Genomic DNA, 24,019 nt, shown 5'->3' with positions numbered 1-24,019 from the left:
CAGAGACGACTCTATCTACATTACGGGCTTGGTGTCCCTAGGGGTTGAACGAGTTTATCTCTGCTTTTGCTTTTTCGGATTTGAGTAAAGATTTTATCCTTTACTTTTCTTCCTAGATACAAGGGGTTTAGCATTTGCGCCAATATTTTGATACTCTCCACTACAATCCTGAATCGCAAATGCTCAACCCTCTTCGCTTTCAACAATAGATTGTCCCTACGTTGTGAGGTTAGGGCATAGCATTCCCAAATTAAAATAGTCTAAAAGAATGGATTCCTGCGGGAATGCTATGCCCCTACCTTAGGGCTTTTTGCAAGAAATAGGTTGTACAGAGCTTTCGCTGCACAATCTATTTTTTTCTGGCACGTAATGATAGCGAACTCAAAACAACGCTTACAGAACTAAATGCCATCGCTAAACCTGCGATCGTTGGATTGAGAGAAATACCAAAACTGGGATAAAGAATTCCTGCGGCGACGGGAATCGCTAATGTGTTGTAAGCAAAAGCCCAAAATAAATTTTGGCGAATTTTGCTGAAGGTGGCGCGACTAAGTTCGATCGCAGGGACAACATCGCTAATGTCATGACGCATTAACACAATATCGGCGGTTTCCATAGCAACATCAGTTCCTGAACTGAGGGCAATACCGATAGTAGCACTGGCTAAGGCTGGAGCATCATTAACCCCATCCCCAATCATCGCCACCCGCTGACCTTCAGCGATTAATTTCATCACTGTGGCAGCCTTGCCGTCGGGCTTGACTTCAGCGATCGCCCGTTCAGGGGGAATACCTAATTGGTTAGCGATCGCCTTGGCAGTTTCTTGATGATCACCCGTGAGCATCCAAACCTGTAAGCCCATTGATTCGAGTTGGCGAATGACTTCAGGAGCTTCAGGCTTGATGCGATCGCGCATGGCGATGATCCCGACTAAGCCCAAATTACTGAACCCCTTGGGGTCAGTAATTTGGGTTGCGACAAAAATTGGAGTTTTGCCAAATTCTGCTAAATTCTGCGATCGCTCTAACATCTCGTCAGAAATTTCCACTTGGCGATCGCGCAACCATGCACTATTACCCACCAGAATTTCTTCTCCTGTGGTCAATATCGCCTCAACACCGCAGCCCGTCACAATTTGCGAAGATTGCGTTGGTAATAACTCGATATTTAACTCTTGAGCCTTAGCGATCGTCGCTGCACCGAGAATATGATTTGCGCCAGTTTCGGCACTGGCAGCTAGTTGCAACAACCGTAAAGCGGACGCTGGGACTTCGCGCTCTTCGACCATACTTTTAAAAGTAGTTTGCTCGATTAGTTTGCGCCCAAAAACGATTAAGTCATTGGTGATCACATCGGTAACTTCAGGCTTACCTGTGGTCAAAGTGCCTGTTTTATCAAAGATCACCACCGACAATTGATCGATCTTTTCCAGACTTGCCCCACCTTTGATTAAGATGCCCTTTTCTGCGCCAATTCCCGTGCCGACCATGATCGCTGTTGGCGTTGCCAAACCTAGCGCACAGGGACAAGCCACTACTAAAACGGCGATCGCCAATTTTAAACTAAACACAATTTCGGCATGGAGCAATCCGTACCAAGTCAAAAAGGTTAAAGCGGCGATCGCCATTACTGCGTAAGCAAAATATCCTGCTACGCGATCGGCTAAATATTGAATTGGGGCTTTGCTTGCCTGTGCTGATTCTACGAGGGAGACAATCCGTGCCAAAGTCGTTTCTGAGCCAGTTTGCAAAACTTGGACTGTAATCGCGCCTGTCAAATTCAGCGTTCCCCCAGTGACTCGCGCCCCTAATTGTTTCGCAACAGGGCTTGATTCACCCGTGAGCATTGACTCATCAACGCTAGAACCACCGCCGATAATTTCGCCATCAACTGGGATTTTTTCTCCAGCCCAAACCACGATGCGATCGCCTACTTGCAAATCTTCGACTGCCATTGGCACTTGTAGATCGCCATCAGTGCTATTGATCAATAATCTGGCGCTAGCGGGTTGCAACTCCATCAAAGCGCGAATTGCATTTGAGGCTTTACCCTTAGCGCGTTCTAACAGAGCTTGTCCCAGCAACACAAAACCCAAAAGCATTACAGGCTCTTCAAAAAAGCATTGCCAATTTAACTGCGGTACAAATAAGGCGATTGTGCTTGCCAAATATGCTGAAATTGTCCCTAAACCCACCAATGAGTTCATGTTGGGGGCGCGATACCACAGCGATTTCAAGCCATCCCACCAAATCGGACGACCAATCCAGCCGAGGGCGCTGGTGGAGACTAGCCAATGGGCGTACATATTGCCAATCAAGGGCAAATCAGCGACACCAATCAAGCCTAAATGTCCGACGATCGCCAAAATCACCAACGAGGCAGGAATAACAATTTCTTTGGTCAGACCGAACCAAGAATTTTGAGGAGGATTTTTAGATACAGCATTGCGAGAAGATTGGCGATCGCCTTTATTAATCAACTCCGCCGCAAAACCTGCTTTGGCGATCGCCTCAATCAATTGTGGCGCTAAATCCTGTGGCAAGCTTTCTCCGCCATAAACTACGGTTGCTTTCTCGGTTAGTAAATTTACACTTGCCGCCTTTACCGCGTCACAGGCTAGCAAACGCTTTTCGACCGTTGCCACACAACCCGCACACTTCATGCCTGCGATCGCTAGGGTTAAGGAGCTAGACTGGAGCTTAGGAGATGCTGTTGTTATTGATTGAGTCAGTACCACAAACTTGTATCCAAAATTTATAAAAAATCTATATTTGAAGAACCTATTCTTTGTATGTGCCGCTTCGTTGCACCTGCAAAAAACATTTTTTTTAATTTGCTAGTCCCTCTTGATGTCTATCTGGTGCTAGCTAGTACTAAAAGCTGATAGCCACAAAGCAATACATAGGGTTAGCATATACCCAAATCTAATTTGATTGATTGGGTAATTATTCTGATACAGCGTTCTGATATTTTAATCGTTTCCTACTTACCTTGCTGATTCTATGGGACTGCTAAAATTTAAAGATGTTTAGATTTAAAGTCTGAGTGAGTATGCCTAGCTGCTATTCATACTAGATAATAGGTTGAAACAACTAATGAACAAAATAGTAAAGTCACTAAATTAGTAGCAAGATTTGTAATGTCGTTTAATATTCACGCTTAGTGTTGAGATTAACAATTTAAAAGTAGAAATTTACTAAAATTTTCTAGGTTTTCAGACTTGCCCCAATGGTTCAAAATTCTCTGACAATGAGTTAGCTAATGTCCATTTCTGACAGCGAGTTCTCTATTCATTTTTGGGGTGTGCGTGGCAGTATAGCTACCCCTGGCCCAACCACAGTGCGCTATGGTGGCAATACCCCTTGTGTAGAAATGCGTTGCCAAGGTGAACGTATTATTTTTGATGGGGGAACGGGGATTAGGGTTTTAGGACAGCATCTGTTAAAGCATATGCCGATTGAGGCGAGTATTTTTTTCACCCATAGCCATTGGGATCATGTTCAGGGGTTCCCATTTTTTACACCTGCCTTTGTGAAAGGTAATCTATTTAAAATTTATGGAAAGATTGCGCCAACAGGGCAAACGATGCAGGAACGTCTAGAGGAGCAGATGCATCATCCTAATTTTCCTGTACCATTAAGGGTGATGGCTTCGTGTTTAGAGTTTTTTGATGTTGAAGTTCCGAGTGTGATCGAGATTGGGAATGGGGTCACCGTGGAAACAGGGATGCTGAATCATCCAGGGGAGGCGACGGGTTATCGAGTGAGTTGTGGCGATCGCGTGGCGGTTTATGCGACGGATACTGAACATTTTAGCGATCGCGTTGATGAAAATTTGGTATATCTGGCTCGGAATGCTGATGTGTTGATTATGGATGCTACTTATTCCGATGAAGAATATTGGTCAAGTGCTAGTCCCAAAATCGGCTGGGGGCATTCGACATGGCAAGAGGCGATCAAGGTTGCTGAAGCAGCTAATGTGAAGACTCTCGTAATTTTCCATCATGATCCTTTGCATAGTGACGATCAGTTAGATGAGTTTGGGCGGCTAGCTCAAGAGAAGTTTGCGGGAGCTGTAATGGCTAGGGAAGGGATGTATATTTCTATTCCTGTTCGCACTGGTTCCAAGCCGTTAGTTAAAGTTTGAAACGGGCTTTGCCATAAAACAAAGAATTATATTTTTGATGGTGTGGCGAAGCCGCGCCATTAATTCTAAAGGAATAGATACGACGCAAAGCGTCGTATCTATTCCTTTGTGCAAAGATAAATCCAAAGTGATCTCGATAAAATAGGGCTAGAAACTACATCATCCGAACCAAATGCTATCTCCACAGGTAACAGACAAACTCGCCCCCCAAGCGTCCACATGGAAAATTAAGCTGCTATACGATGGCGCATGTCCTCTCTGTGTGCGTGAAGTCAACTTTTTAAAAGGCAAAGATGACGATCGCGGCTTGATTAAATTTGTGGATATCGCCGCCGATGACTACGATCCTGCTGACAATGCGGGGATTGATTTTGAAACTGCGATGGGACGGATTCATGCAGTGTTGCCTTATGGTGAAATCGTTCAAAATGTCGAAGTATTTCGCCAAACCTATGACATTCTCGGCATCGGTTGGATCTATGCAATTACGAAATTGCCCCTAGTCGGGAGCTTAGCCGATGCACTTTATGGCGTTTGGGCTGACTATCGCCTCTTACTAACTGGTCGCGCCAATCTCCAAACTATCGTTGCTGAACGTCGGCAACGTCTGCAAGGTTGTACTGATGGCTGTGCGATCGCCGAGCAGGAAACATCATGATTATTACTTGGCTAGCGATCGCGGTTGCTTCCTTTGTTGGTGGTTTTGCCCTTAACAAACTTTATCCCGCTGACTACAAATGGTTTATGCGGTTGCGTCGTCCGCGCTGGCTCACCTTTGAAGGCGCAATTCCCTTTATTTGGATTGCGATTTTTATTTGCGGCATTACTTCCGCCGCCTTCCTCTGGGAAGCCCAACCTGCCACAGTGAACACATGGTTACTTATGGTTGGCTATGGGATCTTGGAAATCGCGATTTTAGCCTATACCCCAGTGATGACCCGATTTCGTAATGTCAGGTTAGGGGCAATCGTAGGCGCGATCGGTTTTATATTAGGGTTAGTTTTAACAACTCAAGTTTGGCAAATTTCCAGCTTGGCAGGATGGTTATTAGTGCCATATTTGCTATGGAGTCCTGTGGGCACTTATGTAACATGGGTGATGGCAAGACTAAATCCACCTGAGATTTAACAATATTAAACTTTGTCTAACTGCTTACTGTAAGTAGTTGGTAGGAAATAAAATTCCTTGTTTTCTTGTATTCTTAGCCTGTGTTCCAAATATCCGATCCCAGAAGCCTTGAATGCCATAGTTACCTTTAAAACAGGTATGATGACGGTCATGAAAATCTGACGAAACGAAGAAAATCGATAGAGAGCTATGCCCTTCTAGGTTATAAAAATTACCTACGATAGTCCAAGCACAGATCTGAGAGAGATCGCATCCAAATATAAAAACGGGTAAAAGATCGGTAATTGTAGTAATTATGTATTCAGATAAACTTTTATGAGAAGCTACAAAACTGGATGAGTCTCGAAACTCATGATGTTTAAGATGTATTTTCAAAAAATATTTATGCAAAATATAATGACTAATATAGAAACAGAAATCGGCAACAACTATTCTCATTAAAAACCATACAAAATTGAGGGACAAACTATTCCCTCGATGCACTTCTGGTGCTAAGAAAAGTATTATAAATGCGGCAATTAAAGATTTTAATTCGCCCAAAATAATTCCTTTCGGAGTAAAATTGGGGAAATCTTGTTCCTTAACTTTAACAACCCGAATATTGAGTTTATCTCTCCAAATCTCATTCTTTTTGAGACATTTTTCAATTAGGAATCCTATCCCATAAAAAGAAATAGAACCTACCATATAGTACAGCAATACTTGAAACTCAAAAGGTGTTTCAATATCTTTCAGGAATAAATAAAAAATCTGTTGGAGTAAAGTACATATAACCGCAATTTTTATAAAGAACTCAATTTCAGGTAGAAAGCCAAGAGTTTTTCTCATATTTAAGTAAGTCTTGCACTGCGTATCATTTGTGCTACGGAAATGATTTCGATAAGTATCTTTTTCAAGATCAATTTTTTGTTAATTAATTACTAAAAACCACGACAAATTAATTTAGTTGTGTTGCTAGCAAAGCGCACACAATTAAATTAATAGAATTTTTTTGCCGTAAAAGCAGCCTAATGGCAATTACGCCATATAGACTTATAAGCGTATTTCCTTTTAGTTGGTTGGCGTGAAATATGTACTTTAAGACATATCCCCCCGTTAGCTAACCAATGTCTGAATTGTTATCAAACACTAAGTTATTAGTATGAATACAATAGAGGTAATACTAATCGTTAATAACTATATTTTATTCTATATTCTAAATTTGTATCAATTGATTGAAATTTAAAAAAAATTAATGATTGTCAATTATTTAAAAATCATGACACTGGTCAGGTAAGGTAATGAAATGCCCATTTCATAATAAATTTATAAATCACATTTATTACGCTTTCAATGTACCGTATCTAGTCTTGTCAAAATTGTAATTTTAGATTACACTTCAGTAGCTATTGCGTTTATGACACGTAAGGGTTAATGAGATCGTGGGGGCGATCAATATATTGATATTAATTTTAATAATTAGAGATTGGCAATATGTGTCTTATTGATATATTCGCTATGGGTTCTTGTTGGTAATTATGTAACATGAGTCATGGTAAGACTTCATCACCCGAAATTTTAGATATTTATGGACATTTATGTTAGGACATAAAATAAATTCATAGATTTACAGGGTTTTGCCCCATAAATCTATTTTAGTTTAACCGTATTCATCCAAACAATCTTATTCATCGTACATACATCAACAATAGCAACTAAGACAAATATGACAGTTAAACATTTAAAGATTCTGCATCAACATAATACAAATATAAATCAAACCTTTCAGAAAGATGGACAGGATGTTGTTCAAGGGTTAAGTGGAACTCCGAAAGCCCTCCCTCCGAAATACTTTTATGACGATCGCGGCTCGGAGTTATTTGAGCAAATTTGCGAACTTCCCGAATATTATCCAACCCGTACCGAAGCATGGATATTAAATAAATATGCTGATGAAATCGCTGATATTACAGGTTCCTGTGAATTAGTGGAATTAGGTAGCGGTAGTTCTACTAAAACCCATTATTTACTGAGCGCCTATCAAAAAGCTACAAATTCTCTAACAGAAGCCATACCAGATGCTTTTAGCTATATTCCCATAGATGTGAGTGGTGGCATTCTCAAAACTACGGTCTTGCATTTACAACAAAAATATCCTGATCTATCCATTGAAGGACTGATTGGCACATATGACGAAGCGTTATTTCACTTGGGCAAAAACCATTTGCGATCGCGGATGATTTTCTTTTTAGGTAGCTCGATTGGTAACTTTACAGAATCAGAATCTAATGATTTTTTAGGTAAGGTTTCCCATGCTTTGACTCAAGGAGATTATTTCCTATTAGGGATTGATTTGCAGAAACCGAAAGAAATCTTAGAAGCTGCTTATAACGATAGCCAAGAAGTAACGGCAGCATTTAATTTGAACATGCTTGCCCATTTAAATTGGAGATTTCAAGGTGATTTTGATCTCGATTTATTTAAGCACCAAGCGATTTATAACGAAGTCGATCATCAAATTGAAATGTATTTACATGCGCGATCGCCCCATCAAGCATCTCTCGAAATACTCGATCTCAAGGTTCAATTTGAAGCAGGTGAAAGCATCCTTACGGAGATATCGCGTAAATTTGACTTAGAAAAAGTTCAAGCACAACTGCGATCGCAGGGTTTAGAAACAGTCAAAATCTGGACAGATCCCCAAAAATGGTTTGGCTTAGTTCTGTGTCAAGTTCCTCATAATTAATTTTGTTTTAATTGTATGCAACCACCAAATCTCCACCGTTGCGATCGTCCAGAAATTCTTGCCTATTTTCAACGAGCTTGGCAAATTGAAGATAACTTAATGAAAAGTTTGGTTAATCCTGAAACTTTTTATACAAATCCCGATCCCTTACGCAATTTATTGATTTTTTATTTAGGTCATTCGGCAGTCTTTTATGTCAATAAATTAGTCAGAGTTGGCTTATTAGAGCAACGCCTAAATCCTCACTTTGAAAGGCTTTTTGAAATTGGAGTTGATCCAGAGAAACCTGAAGAAATAGCTAATATTTTTGATAATCTTCGCCAAGCAGAAGTTACAGCAGTTTGGCAATATCGCGATCAAGTTTATAACGCAATTTCTGAGCTAATTGATAATTTAACGAATATGGCTCCGCCCATTAATCCAGAGCATCCACTTTGGGCGTTGATGATGGCGATCGAGCATCAATATATTCACATCGAAACCTCATCGATGTTAATTCGCCAGTTACCTGTTGAGCAACTGCAATGTCCCGAAAGTTGGCAATATGCTCCCGCCAATGGCTACACCACGGCAAATGAAATGATTGAAGTCACAGGTGGTACAGTGCGACTAGGCAAACCTCAAGATTCAAATATCTATGGTTGGGATATTGAATATGGCGATCGCACAGTGAATGTGGCGACCTTTCAGGCAAGTAAATATCTAATTACCAATGCCGAATTTCTCGATTTTGTCAAAGATGGCGGCTACGAAAATCAAGACTATTGGCACGAGCAATCTTGGGCTTGCAAAGTTCAGCACGATATCAAGCACCCTAAGTTTTGGGTTCCTGATGCTGACAGCTATAAATATCGTACCATGTTTGATGAAATTGCGATGCCCTTTGATTTTCCTGTGGAGGTCAATCATTATGAAGCGATCGCCTATTGTCGCTGGAAAGGCAACCATACGCGCCTGATGAGTGAGGCTGAATGGTATCTGGCAACATACGGCTCTTCTGAATCTGCTCAAGTAGCAGATAACCAAGCTGAAAATTACAATCTCAATTTAAAATTTGCTTCCCCAAGTCCCGTTGGTTATCTTCCTCAAGCCAAAAGTGATGTCGGACTATACGACTTGCGTGGTAATGTTTGGGAATGGCTCAGCGATCATTTAACGCCACTTACAGGATATAAGTCTCACTATCTCTATGAGAACTATTCCGCACCATATTTTGATGCGAAGCACTATATGATGGCTGGCGGCTCATGGATTACCAGTGGAACTGAAGCTGAGAAGTACTACCGCAACTGGTTCCGTCCCAACTTCTATCAACACGCAGGATTTAGAATAGCCATATAAAATATGACACGCGAAGCGTGTCATATTTTATATGGCTTATTGTTTTTTAGTAAGAGCGCAAAGCGCGAAACAAAGTAATGCATCCACAAAGAATTGAACCGCAATTAGGTCAAGAGTCCGTCTGGGACTATCCCCGTCCTGCAATCTTAGAGGATACAACTAAGCATATTCGCATCATTTGCAATGACATTGTTTTAGCAGAAACCGATCGCGCTAAGCGAGTTTTAGAAACCAGTCATCCGCCTTGCTATTACATTCCCATTGATGATATTAAAATGGAGTATCTGATCGAGACTTCGCGGCGAACGATGTGTGAATGGAAGGGAATCAGCCAATATTATGATATTGCGATCGCTGATAAATACATCCAAAATGCTGCATGGCGATATTCTATCCCCACGCCTAACTTCGTAGATATTCAAGACTCTATAAGTTTCTACGGCAGCCTTATGGATGCTTGCTATGTGAATGATGAACTAATCACGCCTCAATCTGGTGACTTTTACGGTGGCTGGATTACTTCTGATATTGTGGGACCATTTAAAGGCGAGGTGGGTACTTGGGGCTGGTAGTTTTTCCTCAATACAGTATGCAAAAAAAACTTGCTTAGGTTGATGGTTTGGACATTGCGGAGGCTACTGAGAGATGGTATTCACCGCGTCCGAGGTACTCTACCTGAAAATCTATGACTTGTCGCTGCTCATCAGCAAAATACTTTAATTTGCGATCGATAAAGTCTTCAATTAAAGCTCTACTAGTCGCCAGATCCTCTTTATCTATATTCTTCTTAGCTTTTTTAAGCATTGAGACAAATATTTGGTCTAACTTAGTTTCCCTTTCGACCTCTGGTATAAGTGCTAAATCCCAAGCTGTCACTGCGGTCTCTAATAGATGCTGAAGCTCTTTCTTGTTTTGGGGGATATCAGCATAGGGTCTAATGAAGTCTTTCAAAACCTCAGACATTTTGGCGAGTCCTTCCATGTTTCTAACCATCTGTACATTCTCGCCAAAATCCTGTTTAACAGTTTTTTGCAATTTCTCGAATGACTTATTGCTGGCTTTCTCCCATTTTTGCTGGCGGACAAGTTCACTAAATTCTCTAGATTTTTTAGCCATAGCTGGTTGTTTCTCCCATTAATTTCTCAATTTTATCTTGATTTTGAATGCAATCGCGATCGCTTAAAAATGATTTTAAACCCATTAAATCGTAAGTATAGCTGTCGCCATTCTTGTTAGGACATAAAACCCAAATAGTATGAGGCGGCGCAAAGCGCCGCCTCATACTATTTGGGTTTTGATTTGTCCTGATACAGTTGGCTATAGCTATAAATAAGAAATAGGGTAGTAAAATAATTAAAGATGAATATTTAAGCTTTAATGATTGTCTCCTTTGCTTGTAAAGAAACCGAGAGGATTTGGCAAGGCTTGCGATCGCGTAAGCTACCATCAGATATACAAGAAAGAGCTTTACGCAAATTACGACAACTTGATGTATCAGCTAACCTAGAAGATCTCCGCATACCACCTGCCAATCATCTAGAAGCACTGGTTGGTGATCGCATTGGACAATACAGTATTCGCATTACCAAGCAATGGCGACTATGTTTTGTTTGGCGTAATGGAAATGCGTATGATGTTGAGATTGTTGATTATCATTAGGAGCTAAAGCAATGGAAGATACTTTACTGCGTAATCCTCATGTGGGTGAAATCTTGCAATATGAGTTTTTAGAAGAATTAGATATTAGTGTAAATAGTCTGGCTGATAATTTGCGTTTACCATATTTGAGTATTCAGCAAATTATTCAAGGTAAGGCTCCGATGACTGCGGATGTGGATTTGCGGTTATGTCGCTATTTTGGGTTGTCGGATGGTTATTTTTTGCGGTTGCATTATGCATATGAGTTGATGGAAGCAAAAAGAAATTTAGGTGACATATTGCGTCAAATAGTCCCAATTGAAGCATTATGATTTATTCCCAACTTTAAACCAGTTCCCTAGAGTGTTAAAACGAGAATAGCTAATGAATAGTCAATTTTGGAGTCAAGTTAAAACTAAATATCAGCTTGGGAAGTTGATTTACGGGAAAGTAGAATTTCATACGCCTTTTGGGGTGTTTGTTAATATTGGGGATGAGCATGTAAAGGGAATTATCCAGATTCCAGATTTTTTGGATAGTGGGGTGATGACTCCTGAAATGTATCCTGAGATTGGTTCACCTGTGGGGGCGGTGGTGGTTGGCTATACTGAGGATGATCGCAATCAAGTTTGGTTGAGTGTTAAGCCGAGTGTATTGCAAGAGTCTTTGGTTAAATTGAGAACGCCTGTTATTAGTCAAGTGTAAACTTCGGGGCGATCGCGAATGATCTAGAGAGCTTTTTACTTTTTACCACCAAAAAAATTTTTTGCCAAATTTACCCAAAAAGCCAAATTAGTGTGTTAGGATAAATCCAAGCAGTCAAATTAGCGTGTTTGGGTATATGAGAATCGTGAACAGGCAACCCTTAAATGTTGAGCTACTAACGCTTGACGATGGTACTCAAAAGATCGCTTGGGATATCAAGCAACTCCAGTCTTTATTGGGGATAAGCGATTTACTTCATCAGAAAGAGTTATCTTCAACAACAAATACAGGAGTTAATTCTTCTGGCATACCAACTATTGAGACGGTAATTGCGATATTAGATGAACTTGGTTTAAAGGATTTATACGAAGTTCGTTATCGTAAACAGTACGCAACAATCATTCCTAAAACTGATTCTAAGCGTCCAAAAGTTGCTATGTACGTTGTACAACAACAATCAGAACTTGTCTTGTCTATTCATGAAAAAATATGGAATGGTCATCAAGTTAAATTTTTTTGGAATGAGTGGGATGATAGATATGATTGCGAACCTGAACAAATTTACCAAATTTTTTATATCCCAGTATCAGAAAAGCCTGATTTCGTTGGGAGGATAACTGAAGTAATGGGAAATCAGGATTCTCGTCTATCCATTTTGGAAGAGAATTTATATGCGACTGAAAGTTCATTCGCATTTGAGATGCCTGACGATTTTGAAGGTCTTCCATTACTTAAGGATATGAGTGAACAGAATATTTGCTTTAATTTGACTAAAGATCAACGATTCCCCTCAACTGATAGAATCTCAATTGTTGATCTTTCGCACCTTACAAGCTTTCTATCTGAACTAAAGCTTAATATTGAAATTTTCCTTCGTTCAAACGGAGAAAAACCTGAGAATGTATTTAAACAATTTAATATTGATCGATTTTAACCAAAAGCCAATGATGATTTTGATTTTTAGTTAACAATTTTAGCGATGACACACATGGAGAATCTACTATGTACATGAGCCAAGTTCAAGAAGGAAAATCTTTTCTTCATCAGGGAGAAATTTGTTTGATGGAATTAATTGAGGGAGTTTTGCAAGATAAACCTCAATACCGTTTATTTCCTGAAGTTGCCCTTGCGCGGGTAGTTCAGAAAAATGGACTAGAAGCAAGTCTCCACCATGAATTACAAAAATTTATTAGGAGTTGTAGTTCTCTCGATATTTTGATTTGTCGCCATGAAGCTATGTCTTCTCTGCCTATCATTGCGATTGAGCGTCAAAGTCCATATCACGACTTTCCTGATCGCCAAGAAGCAGATCGCAAAAAAGCAGCAATTCTCAGAAAAGCAGAACTTCCATTAATCTATGCCGATGAACCATCCAAAGGAATTGTCCGCTTTGCCAAAGCCGAGCAACCTCAGAATATTTGCTGTGAAGTGAATGTTTATCGAGGCTTAGGATGTGATAAATTGCGTGAATTTTTGCTGTCAGTGATGGAAGAAAATCATGAGAGTCAAAGGGTATGACTGATAAAGCAATTCGTTGGATCGGCTCATCCCTAAAAGACCTAACAAATTTTCCTGATGCAGTTCGTAAAAAAGCAGGTTTCCAACTAAGAGCGATTCAGAGTGGCGATTCACCTTCTGACTTCAAACCCATGCCGACCGTTGGTTTAGGTGTTGAAGAAATTCGTATTCGGACTGAAGATGCTTATAGAATCTTCTATATTGCCAGATTTGCAGAAGCCGTTTATGTTCTCCATGCTTTCCAAAAGAAAACTCAGAAGACTTCAAAATCAGATATAGAAATCGGACAAAAGCGTTATCAGCAAATGTTGCAATATCGACAATCTGACAAAGCAAACATTGATAAATGAAGAAATTATCAAGCTGCTTTCACATTTACCTCAAACCTCACATCCATCCCTGCACGCACCAACATCATCACCAACTTATCAATGCTAAACCTCTCAATATCACCATTGATTAAATCGCTAATCCGAGGTTGAGTTTCACCAAAAAACAAAGCAGCTTGCTTTTGCGTCCATCCTTGAGACTGAATGAAACGCTTAATATTCAACATCAAGTCAGCCCGAATTTTGAGATTAAGAGCCTCTTCAGGCGCAAAGCCCAAATCTTCAAATACATTCGTCCCACCTTGAATAACTTCAGAAATTTGATTCTGGGTCATTTATTTTTTGATTTGTTACTACACTAATATACCTTATTTGGCATACTAGCATAGTAATATTTAAGTAGCAAATAGGAGGCGATCGCTTGTGTGTTAGAGACATTGATGATTGAGGCGATCGCTTTTTGATGAGGTTAGGGGCGATCGCTATGTGGTGTTGTTGGTTTGTTGAGGGGCGATCGCTGTTTGATTGAGCTTAGGGGCTATCTGATAAAATGAACACCAGAAGCTAACATTAGCAATCACTTACTTAACTATGCAAATCACCCTAGACATACCAGACGATATCGCCGCTACTGTACAAGATAACCTGCCGCAAATATTAGCTCTAGGATTGCGAGAAATAAACGCTAATCCTAATAACGGCTTTTCTGGATTGACGGAAATATTGCATTTCTTAGCCAAACTTCCATCCCCTCAAGAAGTCTTAAATTTACGCCTTGCACCAGAGGCACAGCAAGAAATTGATAATCTATTAGAAAAAAATCGTACTCAAGGTTTTAACGAAAGCGATCGCCTACTATGGCAACATTATGAATTTATCGAACATCTAGTGCGTCTTGCCAAAACTCAAGCCCTGATTAAGCTCCAGCCGAGTCAATGAGTAAGAGTTATATCTCCGCTAAAATTAGAAAACTAGTCAGCGATCGCGCCCAAAATTGTTGTGAATATTGTCTGATTCCTGAAAGCTTAACCTTAGTTTCCCATCAAGTAGATCATGTAATTGCTGAAAAGCATGGAGGTAAAACTATAGAAGAAAATCTAGCTTTATCTTGTTCACTGTGTAATCAAGCTAAGGGCAGTGATATTGCGTCTATTGATGCAGAAACAGGCGAAGTTATTAGACTTTACCATCCTAGACAAGACCAATGGCAAGAGAATTTTCAAATCGAAGAATCTAGTGGTGTAATTTATCCATTGACTACAATTGGGCAAGTGACAATACAGCTACTGAAGATAAATCGATCAGCTTGCTTACCATATCGGCAGATGCTGGCTCAAGCAAAAATACTGATGCAACAATGATTTTGTTGGTTATGATGAGAGCGATCGCTTGTGTTTTAGAAGCATTGATGATTGAGTCGATCGCTGTTTGATGCTGTTGTTTGTTGAGGGGCGATTGCTGAAACTTCATCAATGTTGATTCGTCAGTTGCCTGTTGAGCAACTGCAACTTCCTGAAAGTTGGCAATATACTCCCGCCAATGAATACACCACGACAAACATTATGAAGCGATCGCCTATCGTCACTGAACTGACGTTTTTTTACTATATTGGACAAATCAAAACCCCAAATAAAGTAGCGCCACTACTTTATCTGGGGGTAAAAACTTTTGCCGATCACCTCAGCAAGCCCCTCTAAGGTATATTCCAGAGCTTCACAATCAACTCGCCCTAATAATTCGTGGCAAGTCTTAGTAGTTTGAGGACCAATTGAAGCGATTTTTACCTTGGCAATCCACGATCGCCAAGTTTCTTGGGATTCGACGCGATCAAGTAGTTGACAAAAATGCTTGACAGTTTTGGAGCTAGCAAAGGCGATCGCATCTAAGCTCTGATTTTGAATTGCGTCTAGAGCCACAGGATCGATCGCTTCAGGACATCCCGACTCATAGGCTGCAATAGCATCAATAATCGCGCCATGTTGCTGCAACTGCTCTACCAAAATCTCCCGTCCGCCCGACTCCACACGCGGAAACAACATTTTTGTGTCAGTTAAAACATGATTGGGAATAGCAAGAAAGGCATCCACCAGAGCATCGGCAACAAAGTCCGTCGGTACTAAATCTGGTAAAATCCCATAATTTGCCAAAACGTCGGCAGTTTTGCGCCCCACTACAGCCACTTTTAAAGAATGCAAAGCACGGCTATCTTGCCCCGATTCGCGCAACCGTCCAAAAAAGCTCTCAACGGCATTCGCGGATGTCAAAATTAGCCAATCGTAACTGGATAGATTGGCAATCGCCTGATCGAGCATCTGCCAACTGCGCGGCGGCAAAATTGCCAAAGTTGGCATCTCGATTACCTTTGCTCCTTGACTGGTCAATAAATCTGTAAATTGGCTAGCCTGACCCGCCGCCCTTGTTACCAAAATTGTTTTGCCTTGCAATGCTAACTTGTCCTTTTTGAGATCTACACTTTGCTCAAAATTTTCCAACGATTGATCGCCCTGATGTGACAATTGCTCATGAAACTTTACGACTTCACCAATAATAATCACCGATGGCGATAGCGATCCTTTAGGTAATTTTGATTTAATATCCTTCAGAGTTCCTGTCCATACTTGTTGATCGGATCTCCCACACCAACGCACGATCGCAATTTTTGTATCCGCAGATTTTCCCGCTTGTAATTTCTCTAATAAGCTTGCCAGATTATTTGTCCCCATCAAAATTACCAATGTCGGAATTTGGGCGATCGCTTCCCAAGGCAATCGCTCCAAATCATGCCCCGTCATCACCGCAAAACAAGAACTCGCTTCCACTTCCGTAAGTGGTATTCCTGCCAACATGGGAGCCGCGATCGCACTAGAAATTCCTGCAACAACTTCCCATTCACAATTTGCTGCTTGTAGGGCAAGTATCTCAGGTAAAGATCGCCCAAATATCCAAGGATCACCACTCTTGAGCCTCACCACGCGCTTACCTTGTAAGCAATATTCCACCAGCATTTGATTGATTTCGGCTTGCTTGATGCTTTCCTGTCCGCCACGTTTACCAGCAATGATGCGATCGCAGTTTGCAGGAGCGAGGTCTAATAAAGTGCGATCGACCAGCGCATCACTAATAATTACCTCAGCATCACTAATCAAATCCCTAGCACGAACCGTCAAAAATTCTACGCTACCAATCCCTGCGCCAACTATAAAAACTTTCCCGTTCATAAAAGATTTTCAGGATCAATGCCCATTTCGCGAAGCTTAGCTGCATATTTAGACATAGCATTCAAAGCTTGTTCTTTTTGTTGAACCTGTTCAAGATAAGTTAAAAACTTGCTCCCATCAGGGTTAAAAATATTTAAACTTTCATCAGTTAGCTCAAAGCGAATTCCTAATCGTGGGCTGATCCAATTTTGGACATCATCAATCGGCTTTAGTCGATTCTGTTCTTGATTTCTGATCCATATTGCTAAGTCATTAGAAAGATGATCGTAGACATAATATTCCTCTACCCCATAGGTTTGATAAAAATCAAACTTGCGAGACATTTCTAAAATACGATTGCCCCTAGACAAAATTTCAAATACTACTTGAGGGGCTATCCCTGACTCAAGGTGTTGAATGTAAGAACCTCTTGCTCCTTTTGGTCTGCCAAATACCACCATCGCATCAGGCGCTCGGCGAATATCAGATTTGCCTTCAATGGGATACCAAAGTAAATCTCCCGCGACAAATACATTCTCATCATTTTTAAATAGAGCTTCTAATCCACCCGTGATAGTCACAATCCATTGATAATGCTCGGTACTTTCTGCCATTGGCTGTCCATCACTGCTAGGGTAGATGGTCTCTAATTTGCTGATTGTATTAGTCATGGGGTTTGACCTGTGCGATCGCCAAGCAACTGAGCTTAATTATATATCTATCGCAATATAAATAATCTAAGAGAGTTGTGGCGCTACGCGCCACAACTCTCTTAGATTATTTTGAAATAATCCAATTGCGGCGGAAAAATCTTGCTAAATCTGACTCATCGATCGCTAAACAGATCGGACGACCATGAGGGCAAGTGTGAGGATTGCGGGTTTGTTGCCATTGCCAGAGCAGATCGCGAATTGTAGATATTTCCAGCTTTGTGCCATTGCGAATCGCGCTACGACAGGCTGCGGTTGCCCTTGCCATCGTCGGATCATCTTGCTGACTCATTTCTTGCAAAATCACCGCACAATCTTCATGCCCAATTAAAATTTCAGGCAGCGATCGCACAGCCCAGAGGTTATTTCCAAAAGCTTCTACTTCTAAACCTAGTGCTTGCAACCGTTCAATTTCATCATCAGAAAGTTGCTTTAATAAAATTGGTTGCTCGATCGCCACGATTTGCCACTGAGTTTCGATTTGCTCAAAGAGAACTCGCTCATGGGCAACATGCTGTTCCACTAGCCATAAACCGCCCGCATGTTCCGCCAAGATGTAAGTATCGAGAACCTGCGCGATCGCCTTTAACGATGAATTTGGTTGATTAAAGGTTTCGCGTTTGGCAGGAATTAAATAAGAAGTTTTGCGTTCAGCAGTTTTTAAGAGATCATTAGCTGCACTTCCGTAATTGATTGGAGAACTGGATATAGTGGCTTTGAGGGCTTCCGTAATACATTCTTTTAACTGAGTTTGAATTTCTCCTAAATCTTGAATATAGGCTTCAGCTTTAGCAGGATGACGATTCCAATCGATGCGATCGCAAGGCAAGTTTAAATTAACAATGCATACAGGATAACGATTGCGAGGTAAGGTTCTCTCTAAATTAAAGAGAATAGTTTGCTCTAATTCAGGGAAATTAATTACCCGTCCATTGAGAATGATTTTTACCCAATCAGGACGACGACGAGATAGGCGATCGGGTAGTCCGAGGGTGAGGGAGAGTCCCTCACCCCCAGCCCCTCTCCCTATGGGGGAGAGGGGAGCAAGACTCTTGCTCCCCTTCTCCCCTAATGGGAGAAGGGGTTGGGGGATGAGGGCAAATTCTTTATACACCAAATCATAGGGCTGAATCGAACTAATGATTTGCGGCAAAATCTCACTAGCATTCTCTCCTGCCCAAATCGTCATCCATTCTCGATTGTCGAGATTAACTTGCCAGTTAACTTGTGGATTCGCGATCGCCATTTGCTGAATCTGTAATTGCACCTTGCGAACTTGCTGCGAATTACTAGGCAACGATTGTAAGCGATTGGGATAGCGAGAAAATAGATTGCGAACGGTGACGACCGTACCAGATGCGATCGCGACCACTTTGGGGCTAGTCTGCAAATTACCATGCTCATCATAATGAGCCTGATATCCCACAGGTTCTAGAACAGGACGACTACAAATATTCAGATCAGCAAGTTGAGCAAGACTATAGAGAGCTTCACCCCGAAAGCCTAAACTGTTAATCTGTTGTAAGTCTTCAGCATTATTGATTTTACTAGTTGTATGCGGTGTCGCTGCCTGTGATAAATCAGCGATCGCCATGCCACAGCCATTGTCGCTCACCTGTACCGACAGAGAATCTGTCCATATCGAAATCACGATTCTGGTTGCATTAGCATCGATCGCATTCTCAGCAAGTTCTCTGACTACCGCCACCAGTGAATCAATCACTTCACCTGCGGCGATTAGATGCACAACTTCTATAGGTAGCGTATGAATGTTTTGCATTGCTTATCCTAAGCGCTGCTTCAGCCAAAATTGTAATGTGGGTAGTGCAATTCGATAGCCATATTTTGCACCATAGACTAGTCCCTTTTGTTCCAAACTATCCAATGCTCCTTGAAGACTGCCACCTTTAGAAAGTTGATGTTTTTGAATATATTCACGACTATGGGGGCTAACTGTGGGATCGATCGCGAGGCTTTCTAGTACCCTTACTTGAGTTGGCGGTAAGAGCATGATTAAAGACTCAAAGGTAGGAGCTAGATCTTCGATGAGCGCTAACATATTCTCATGGACATGATGCGGTTGAATTAGAAACTCAGATTGAGAATTTACTTGGGTGAGATAGTCGAGCCAGATGCGTCTAGTCAAGGCGATCACATCACTCATATTGCCTTGCATGTATTCTGTAAACAGCTTTAATGCATTAGTTTGAGGATCGAATTTCAATCCTTTCTCTTGCATGATTGTTTCTAGCCATTGGCAAAGTTCGTCATTACCAAGAGGTGGAAGTTCAACCACATTGAGGCTCAACTTATGCATCCAAGGCTCAGGCACTGTGGCGATTAAGATATAACTTACCCGACTCTGAAGTTGAATTTCGCGGCGCAAATATTCTTCCCATTCACCCTTACGATCCCATGAGCGAATATGCGTGAAGTTATGCAATACGATCGCCACTCGGCAATCCAGCCATTCTGCCATCTGCTGAGGCAAGCTGAGCAAATTCTTAAATAAATTCCAGATTCCTGTTGAGGAAAGCTTCCAACTCATTCGGGGTTTAGACTGTTCTGTTAGTTCAAATGTAATCGGCTCCTCCTTGAGTAAACTTTGCAGCTTGAACAGTTCTTCAGGACGATCAAAGGTGTGGAGCAAACTTTCGGCTAGTAGTTTTAAAAAGCGATCGCCATCAGTGGCTCGTAAGCAATCTAAAGTAATTACTCTTGCGCCAGCTTTTTGAGCAGCCCATTTGACTAAAGTTCTACGTCCACTTCCAGCCACGCCTGCGATCAGCAAATCGCCATCTTCTAACAAAATTTGACTAATTTGCTCTAATTCTGTTTGTCTACCTACCAATTTTTGGGGTAAAAAGGGATTATTGCTCATGCCGAAATTGTATCGCAAATTGCTATTGCGGGGCTTCAAGATTCTTTAAAGAAGCTAGCACTATTTTTTAGTATTATGGTGTTAACCGTTTACCTGCAAAATATTCATGACAATTGAGACAAAAGAAGTTAATCCTGCCTCATCGATCGCCCGTTGGCATACCTTTAGTGCTGAGGAGGTGCTGGGCTTCCTAGAAAGTGATCCCAATCAAGGTATTACTAGTCAAGAAGTGTCAGCAAGATTTGACCGCTATGGTGCTAATGAGCTAGTCGAGAAAGCAGGTCGATCTTCACTGCGAATCTTCATCGACCAATTTACTAACATCATGCTAGTAATGCTGATGGCCGTGGCAGTTGTCTCAGCAATTCTCTCGCTGACCAAACCAACCCCCGAATTTCCTAAGGATGCCGTTGCAATTTTTTCGATCGTGTTGCTCAATGGCATTCTTGGCTATATGCAGGAAACCAACGCAGAAAAAGCTCTCGCGGCTCTCAAGCGCATGTCTTCGCCGAAAGTACGGGTAATTCGTAATGGCAACATTAGCGAAATTAATGGCAAAGAGCTTGTTCCAGGAGATATCATGCTGCTAGAGGCAGGGGTGCAGGTTGCCGCCGATGGCAGGTTGATTGAAGAACAGAACTTACAAGTGCGGGAATCGGCATTAACAGGCGAAGCCGAGGCTGTCAGCAAGGATGCCAAACTGCTCTTAGAAGAAGATGCCAGTCTTGGCGATCGCCTCAATTGCGTATATCAGGGTACGGAAGTATTACAGGGTCGCGCCAAGGTGGTAGTCACCAAAACAGGGATGCTGACAGAACTAGGAAAAATCGCCACGCTCTTACAAGATGTGGAAAATGAAGATACGCCTCTACAACAAAGGATGACGCAGCTAGGGAATGTGTTGGTAAGCGGTTCCTTAGCCTTAGTGGTTTTAGTCGTGATTGTTGGCGTAATCAGCAAAGGCACAGGTGCTTTCGGTGAGCTTCTCGAGACTTCCCTTAGTATGGCAGTGGCGGTCGTACCTGAGGGGTTACCTGCGGTGGTTACCGTTACCCTTGCACTCGGAACTCAAAGGATGGTCAAACGCAATGCCCTGATTCGTCGTTTACCCGCCGTTGAGACCCTTGGTTCCGTGACTACCATTTGCTCAGACAAAACAGGCACGCTCACCCAAAATAAAATGGTAGTGCAGGGTATTCGGACTGGATTACACTCGCTGCAAGTGACGGGTAATGGCTATGCGCCGACTGGTGAGTTTAGTATTTTGGGAAGCCCGAACACCGATCCCGCATTTGTCGTTAATAATATTCCTGAAGTTCAACAATTGTTGATGGCTTGCGTATTTTGCAACGACGCGATCTTGCAGCAAAAAAATGGCGCATGGATCATCATCGGTGACCCCACAGAAGGGGCATTGCTAGTTCTCGCCGCTAAAGGTGGCTGTGAGTCCGCAGAATGGCAGCATCGAATGCCGCGTATGTTTGAAGTTCCTTTCTCCTCAGAACGCAAACGGATGAGCGTCTTAGTTCAAGGTGAATATGGCGGTCATGTCTTGTTCTGCAAAGGTTCACCCGAATTAACCCTAGAATGCTGTACCCATATCCAAACTGGTGACCAAATCCAAGAGCTATCCAGTGAACAGCGTCAACATGTACTCGCTCAAAACAATGAGCTTGCCAGTAGAGGTTTGCGGGTATTGGGATTTGCCTATCGTAATCTTAATGAACTTCCTGAAGATGGAATTACGGTCAAAGATGAAAGTAATCTCACTTGGGTGGGACTGGTTGGTATGTTTGACGCGCCACGTCCAGAAGTCCGCGAGGCAGTCAAACGTTGTCGTGAAGCAGGAATCCGCCCGATCATGATTACTGGAGATCACCAACTCACTGCCCAAGCGATCGCTGAGGATTTGGGCATTGATCAAGTAGGCGATCGAGTTCTCACAGGCAAAGAACTAGAAAAAATGAGCGCAGATGAGCTTGATTATGAAGTTAACCATGTCAATGTCTATGCTCGCGTCTCCCCTGAACATAAACTGCGGATTGTCCAAGCACTGCAAAGACAGCATCAATTTGTTGCGATGACTGGTGATGGAGTAAATGATGCTCCTGCGCTCAAACAAGCGGACATCGGGATTGCGATGGGGATCACTGGTACTGACGTATCTAAGGAAGCCAGTGACATGATTCTACTGGATGATAACTTTGCCACCATCGTTGCTGCAACAGAGGAAGGTCGAGTGGTATATACCAATATCCGTCGCTTCATCAAGTACATTCTTGGTAGTAATATCGGCGAAGTAATCACTATCGCGTCAGCCCCCTTAATGGGACTAAATGTACCTCTGGTTCCGTTGCAAATTCTGTGGATGAATCTGGTCACCGATGGTTTGCCAGCCTTGGCTCTTGCTGTCGAACCAGCCGAACCTAATGTCATGAAAACTCCACCAGTTGATCCCCGTGAAAATATTTTTGCCAGAGGGATGGGCATGTACATGGTTAGAATCGGGATAGTTTTGGCGATTATCTCGATTTCTCTCATGGTTTGGGCGCAGGGTTACACTACAACCCATACCTTTGATGGCACATATGACCCAGAACGTTGGACAACGATGGTCTTTACCACCCTCTGTATTTCCCAAATGGGACATGCGATCGCGATTCGTTCCAACACACAGTTAACCATTGAGCTTAACCCAATGACAAATCTTTATGTTTGGGGATCAGTGATTATGACTACTGTTTTACAACTAGTACTGATTTATGTGGAGCCGTTCCGCAACTTCTTTGGTACGCATTTGATATCCCCAACAGAATTAGCAATTTGCTTTGGGTTTAGCACATTGATGTTTGTTTGGATAGAATTAGAGAAATTGGTAATTCGTTGGTGGCTTTGGCAACGTCAATCCTAACGTCAAACTGAATGACAATTCCAAAAAGTATGCTAGGCTACAAATTTGAGTAGCGATTCAAGTGTATTAAAGTTCAAGAATCAGTGGAGGAGTTAATTTGAAAAAGGTTGAAGCAATCATTCGTCCATTTAAGCTTGACGAAGTCAAAATTGCTCTGGTAAATGCTGGCGTAGTCGGTATGACGGTATCAGAAGTACGTGGTTTTGGTCGTCAAAAAGGACAAACAGAGCGCTACCGTGGCTCTGAGTACACAGTTGAGTTTTTACAAAAGCTCAAGATCGAGATTGTCATCGAAGATGATCAAGTTGATATGGTGGTAGATAAAGTTATTACTGCCGCCCGTACTGGTGAAATTGGCGATGGTAAGATTTTCGTATCTCCCGTAGAGCGAATTATCCGAATTCGTACTGGTGAAAAAGATTTAGAAGCTGTCTAAGTCTATACTTACACAAAGAGGGTCAGCGATTAGCTAATCGCTGACCCTCTTTGTGTGAATAAATATCTGACAAAGCCAGATATTTTATATTAGACATCTTCTAAAAAACTTTAACTAATAATCCATTAGCGATCGTTTTTACTTGACTCAAATAGCGGGGAGCATGTAAAGTCAAGGAAATATGAAATCGTAAAACAATCTAAATTTAAGTAGATATCGGGATGGCAATTGACTATTTTTTCAGGTTTGATAATCATGAATAACCACCGCCTCCCCGCTAAATATACTATCTTTCTGACTCGCACTGGCAAATCTCCTCTAGTTTTACACATGAGCCCACGGCTTTTCTTGATG

At 41.7% G+C, this 24,019-nt stretch carries 26 protein-coding genes; 17 read left to right on the top strand and 9 right to left on the bottom strand.

What is annotated here, in order from left to right; genetic code table 11:
• Positions 1-349: 349 nt before the first annotated feature.
• Complete coding sequence (locus tag VB775_RS06290) at positions 350-2,737, bottom strand: heavy metal translocating P-type ATPase (RefSeq protein ID WP_281006400.1); 2,388 nt, start codon at positions 2,735-2,737, stop codon at positions 350-352.
• Positions 2,738-3,261: 524 nt separating this feature from the next.
• Here VB775_RS06290 and VB775_RS06285 point away from each other — a divergent pair.
• The 3 genes from VB775_RS06285 (at position 3,262) to VB775_RS06275 (ending at position 5,274) form a co-directional block, all read left to right on the top strand.
• Positions 3,262-4,146 (top strand): MBL fold metallo-hydrolase, encoded by an 885-nt coding sequence (locus VB775_RS06285; protein WP_281006401.1) that lies wholly within the window; start codon positions 3,262-3,264, stop codon positions 4,144-4,146.
• Positions 4,147-4,318: 172 nt separating this feature from the next.
• Positions 4,319-4,804: a thiol-disulfide oxidoreductase DCC family protein gene (locus VB775_RS06280; RefSeq protein ID WP_281006402.1), complete on the top strand. Its 486-nt coding sequence runs from the start codon at positions 4,319-4,321 to the stop codon at positions 4,802-4,804.
• On the top strand, positions 4,801-5,274 hold the full coding sequence (locus tag VB775_RS06275) for a TspO/MBR family protein (RefSeq protein WP_281006403.1): 474 nt from the start codon (positions 4,801-4,803) through the stop codon (positions 5,272-5,274). The genes VB775_RS06280 and VB775_RS06275 overlap by 4 nt, the downstream gene beginning before the upstream one ends.
• Before the next feature lie 24 nt (positions 5,275-5,298).
• On the opposite strand, the gene VB775_RS06270 is transcribed toward VB775_RS06275, so the two are convergent.
• Positions 5,299-6,102 (bottom strand): sterol desaturase family protein, encoded by an 804-nt coding sequence (locus VB775_RS06270; RefSeq protein ID WP_281006404.1) that lies wholly within the window; start codon positions 6,100-6,102, stop codon positions 5,299-5,301.
• Between the two features lie 877 nt (positions 6,103-6,979).
• Between VB775_RS06270 and egtD the strand changes: the two genes are divergently transcribed.
• From egtD to VB775_RS06255, 3 genes are all read left to right on the top strand, one after another.
• The gene (gene egtD, locus VB775_RS06265) at positions 6,980-7,999 is read left to right on the top strand and encodes an L-histidine N(alpha)-methyltransferase (RefSeq protein WP_281006405.1); all 1,020 of its coding nucleotides are present in this window, start codon (positions 6,980-6,982) and stop codon (positions 7,997-7,999) included.
• A gap of 15 nt (positions 8,000-8,014) precedes the next feature.
• Complete coding sequence (gene ovoA, locus VB775_RS06260) at positions 8,015-9,340, top strand: 5-histidylcysteine sulfoxide synthase (RefSeq protein ID WP_281006406.1); 1,326 nt, start codon at positions 8,015-8,017, stop codon at positions 9,338-9,340.
• 77 nt (positions 9,341-9,417) lie between these two features.
• Positions 9,418-9,912 carry a DUF427 domain-containing protein gene (locus VB775_RS06255; RefSeq protein ID WP_281006407.1) on the top strand — a complete coding sequence of 165 codons (495 nt, stop codon included), beginning with the start codon at positions 9,418-9,420 and terminating at the stop codon, positions 9,910-9,912.
• A 34-nt stretch (positions 9,913-9,946) separates the two neighbouring features.
• Here VB775_RS06255 and VB775_RS06250 read toward each other — a convergent pair whose 3' ends face one another.
• Positions 9,947-10,456, bottom strand: a complete 510-nt coding sequence (locus VB775_RS06250) for a hypothetical protein (protein ID WP_281006408.1) — start codon at positions 10,454-10,456, stop codon at positions 9,947-9,949.
• Entirely contained in the window at positions 10,449-10,622 is a 174-nt protein-coding gene (locus VB775_RS06245; RefSeq protein ID WP_323216660.1) for a hypothetical protein, read from the bottom strand. Before VB775_RS06245 ends, VB775_RS06250 begins: the two co-directional genes overlap by 8 nt.
• A 95-nt stretch (positions 10,623-10,717) precedes the next feature.
• On the opposite strand from VB775_RS06245, the gene VB775_RS06240 reads away from it, so the two are divergent.
• The 6 genes from VB775_RS06240 to VB775_RS06215 all read left to right on the top strand — a co-directional run bounded on the left by VB775_RS06240 (position 10,718) and on the right by VB775_RS06215 (position 13,551).
• Complete coding sequence (locus VB775_RS06240; RefSeq protein WP_281006409.1) at positions 10,718-10,999, top strand: type II toxin-antitoxin system RelE/ParE family toxin; 282 nt, start codon at positions 10,718-10,720, stop codon at positions 10,997-10,999.
• A gap of 11 nt (positions 11,000-11,010) precedes the next feature.
• Complete coding sequence (locus VB775_RS06235) at positions 11,011-11,310, top strand: HigA family addiction module antitoxin (RefSeq protein ID WP_281006410.1); 300 nt, start codon at positions 11,011-11,013, stop codon at positions 11,308-11,310.
• Positions 11,311-11,362: 52 nt separating this feature from the next.
• Positions 11,363-11,683, top strand: coding sequence for a S1 RNA-binding domain-containing protein (locus VB775_RS06230; protein WP_281006411.1), 321 nt, complete (start codon positions 11,363-11,365; stop codon positions 11,681-11,683).
• Positions 11,684-11,828: 145 nt separating this feature from the next.
• Positions 11,829-12,617, top strand: a complete 789-nt coding sequence (locus VB775_RS06225) for a hypothetical protein (protein ID WP_281006412.1) — start codon at positions 11,829-11,831, stop codon at positions 12,615-12,617.
• Between the two features lie 74 nt (positions 12,618-12,691).
• The gene (locus VB775_RS06220; RefSeq protein WP_281006413.1) at positions 12,692-13,201 is read left to right on the top strand and encodes a DUF2726 domain-containing protein; all 510 of its coding nucleotides are present in this window, start codon (positions 12,692-12,694) and stop codon (positions 13,199-13,201) included.
• The gene (locus VB775_RS06215) at positions 13,198-13,551 is read left to right on the top strand and encodes a type II toxin-antitoxin system RelE/ParE family toxin (RefSeq protein ID WP_281006414.1); all 354 of its coding nucleotides are present in this window, start codon (positions 13,198-13,200) and stop codon (positions 13,549-13,551) included. Before VB775_RS06220 ends, VB775_RS06215 begins: the two co-directional genes overlap by 4 nt.
• Before the next feature lie 8 nt (positions 13,552-13,559).
• Here VB775_RS06215 and VB775_RS06210 read toward each other — a convergent pair whose 3' ends face one another.
• The gene (locus VB775_RS06210; protein ID WP_281006415.1) at positions 13,560-13,865 is read right to left on the bottom strand and encodes a helix-turn-helix domain-containing protein; all 306 of its coding nucleotides are present in this window, start codon (positions 13,863-13,865) and stop codon (positions 13,560-13,562) included.
• Between the two features lie 256 nt (positions 13,866-14,121).
• Here VB775_RS06210 and VB775_RS06205 point away from each other — a divergent pair, with 256 nt between their 5' ends.
• The 3 genes from VB775_RS06205 to VB775_RS06195 all read left to right on the top strand — a co-directional run bounded on the left by VB775_RS06205 (position 14,122) and on the right by VB775_RS06195 (position 15,227).
• Positions 14,122-14,469, top strand: coding sequence for a hypothetical protein (locus VB775_RS06205; RefSeq protein ID WP_190577647.1), 348 nt, complete (start codon positions 14,122-14,124; stop codon positions 14,467-14,469).
• A complete protein-coding gene (locus VB775_RS06200) occupies positions 14,466-14,891 on the top strand; it encodes an HNH endonuclease (RefSeq protein WP_281006416.1) in 426 nt (141 codons plus the stop codon). Before VB775_RS06205 ends, VB775_RS06200 begins: the two co-directional genes overlap by 4 nt.
• A 111-nt stretch (positions 14,892-15,002) precedes the next feature.
• Positions 15,003-15,227: a hypothetical protein gene (locus VB775_RS06195; protein WP_281006417.1), complete on the top strand. Its 225-nt coding sequence runs from the start codon at positions 15,003-15,005 to the stop codon at positions 15,225-15,227.
• On the opposite strand, the gene cobA is transcribed toward VB775_RS06195, so the two are convergent.
• From cobA to VB775_RS06175, 4 genes are all read right to left on the bottom strand, one after another.
• On the bottom strand, positions 15,174-16,748 hold the full coding sequence (cobA, locus tag VB775_RS06190) for a uroporphyrinogen-III C-methyltransferase (RefSeq protein ID WP_281006418.1): 1,575 nt from the start codon (positions 16,746-16,748) through the stop codon (positions 15,174-15,176). The genes VB775_RS06195 and cobA overlap by 54 nt on opposite strands.
• On the bottom strand, positions 16,745-17,398 hold the full coding sequence (locus VB775_RS06185) for a Uma2 family endonuclease (protein WP_281006419.1): 654 nt from the start codon (positions 17,396-17,398) through the stop codon (positions 16,745-16,747). The genes cobA and VB775_RS06185 overlap by 4 nt, the downstream gene beginning before the upstream one ends.
• A 106-nt stretch (positions 17,399-17,504) precedes the next feature.
• Positions 17,505-19,217: a DNA mismatch repair endonuclease MutL gene (gene mutL, locus VB775_RS06180; RefSeq protein WP_281006420.1), complete on the bottom strand. Its 1,713-nt coding sequence runs from the start codon at positions 19,215-19,217 to the stop codon at positions 17,505-17,507.
• A 3-nt stretch (positions 19,218-19,220) separates the two neighbouring features.
• Positions 19,221-20,318, bottom strand: a complete 1,098-nt coding sequence (locus VB775_RS06175) for a helix-turn-helix domain-containing protein (RefSeq protein WP_281006421.1) — start codon at positions 20,316-20,318, stop codon at positions 19,221-19,223.
• A gap of 106 nt (positions 20,319-20,424) precedes the next feature.
• Here VB775_RS06175 and VB775_RS06170 point away from each other — a divergent pair, with 106 nt between their 5' ends.
• Together VB775_RS06170 and VB775_RS06165 are read left to right on the top strand one after the other, a co-directional pair.
• Complete coding sequence (locus VB775_RS06170; RefSeq protein WP_281006422.1) at positions 20,425-23,229, top strand: cation-translocating P-type ATPase; 2,805 nt, start codon at positions 20,425-20,427, stop codon at positions 23,227-23,229.
• Positions 23,230-23,326: 97 nt separating this feature from the next.
• Positions 23,327-23,665 carry a P-II family nitrogen regulator gene (locus tag VB775_RS06165; RefSeq protein WP_094531885.1) on the top strand — a complete coding sequence of 113 codons (339 nt, stop codon included), beginning with the start codon at positions 23,327-23,329 and terminating at the stop codon, positions 23,663-23,665.
• Positions 23,666-24,019: the final 354 nt, after the last annotated feature.

This window comes from Pseudanabaena sp. CCNP1317 (assembly GCF_034931345.1).
Classification (GTDB): Bacteria; Cyanobacteriota; Cyanobacteriia; order Pseudanabaenales; family Pseudanabaenaceae; genus Pseudanabaena; species Pseudanabaena galeata.
The sequence above is the reverse complement of the archived record's forward strand: the minus strand, read 5'-3'. Positions and strand labels throughout refer to the sequence as shown.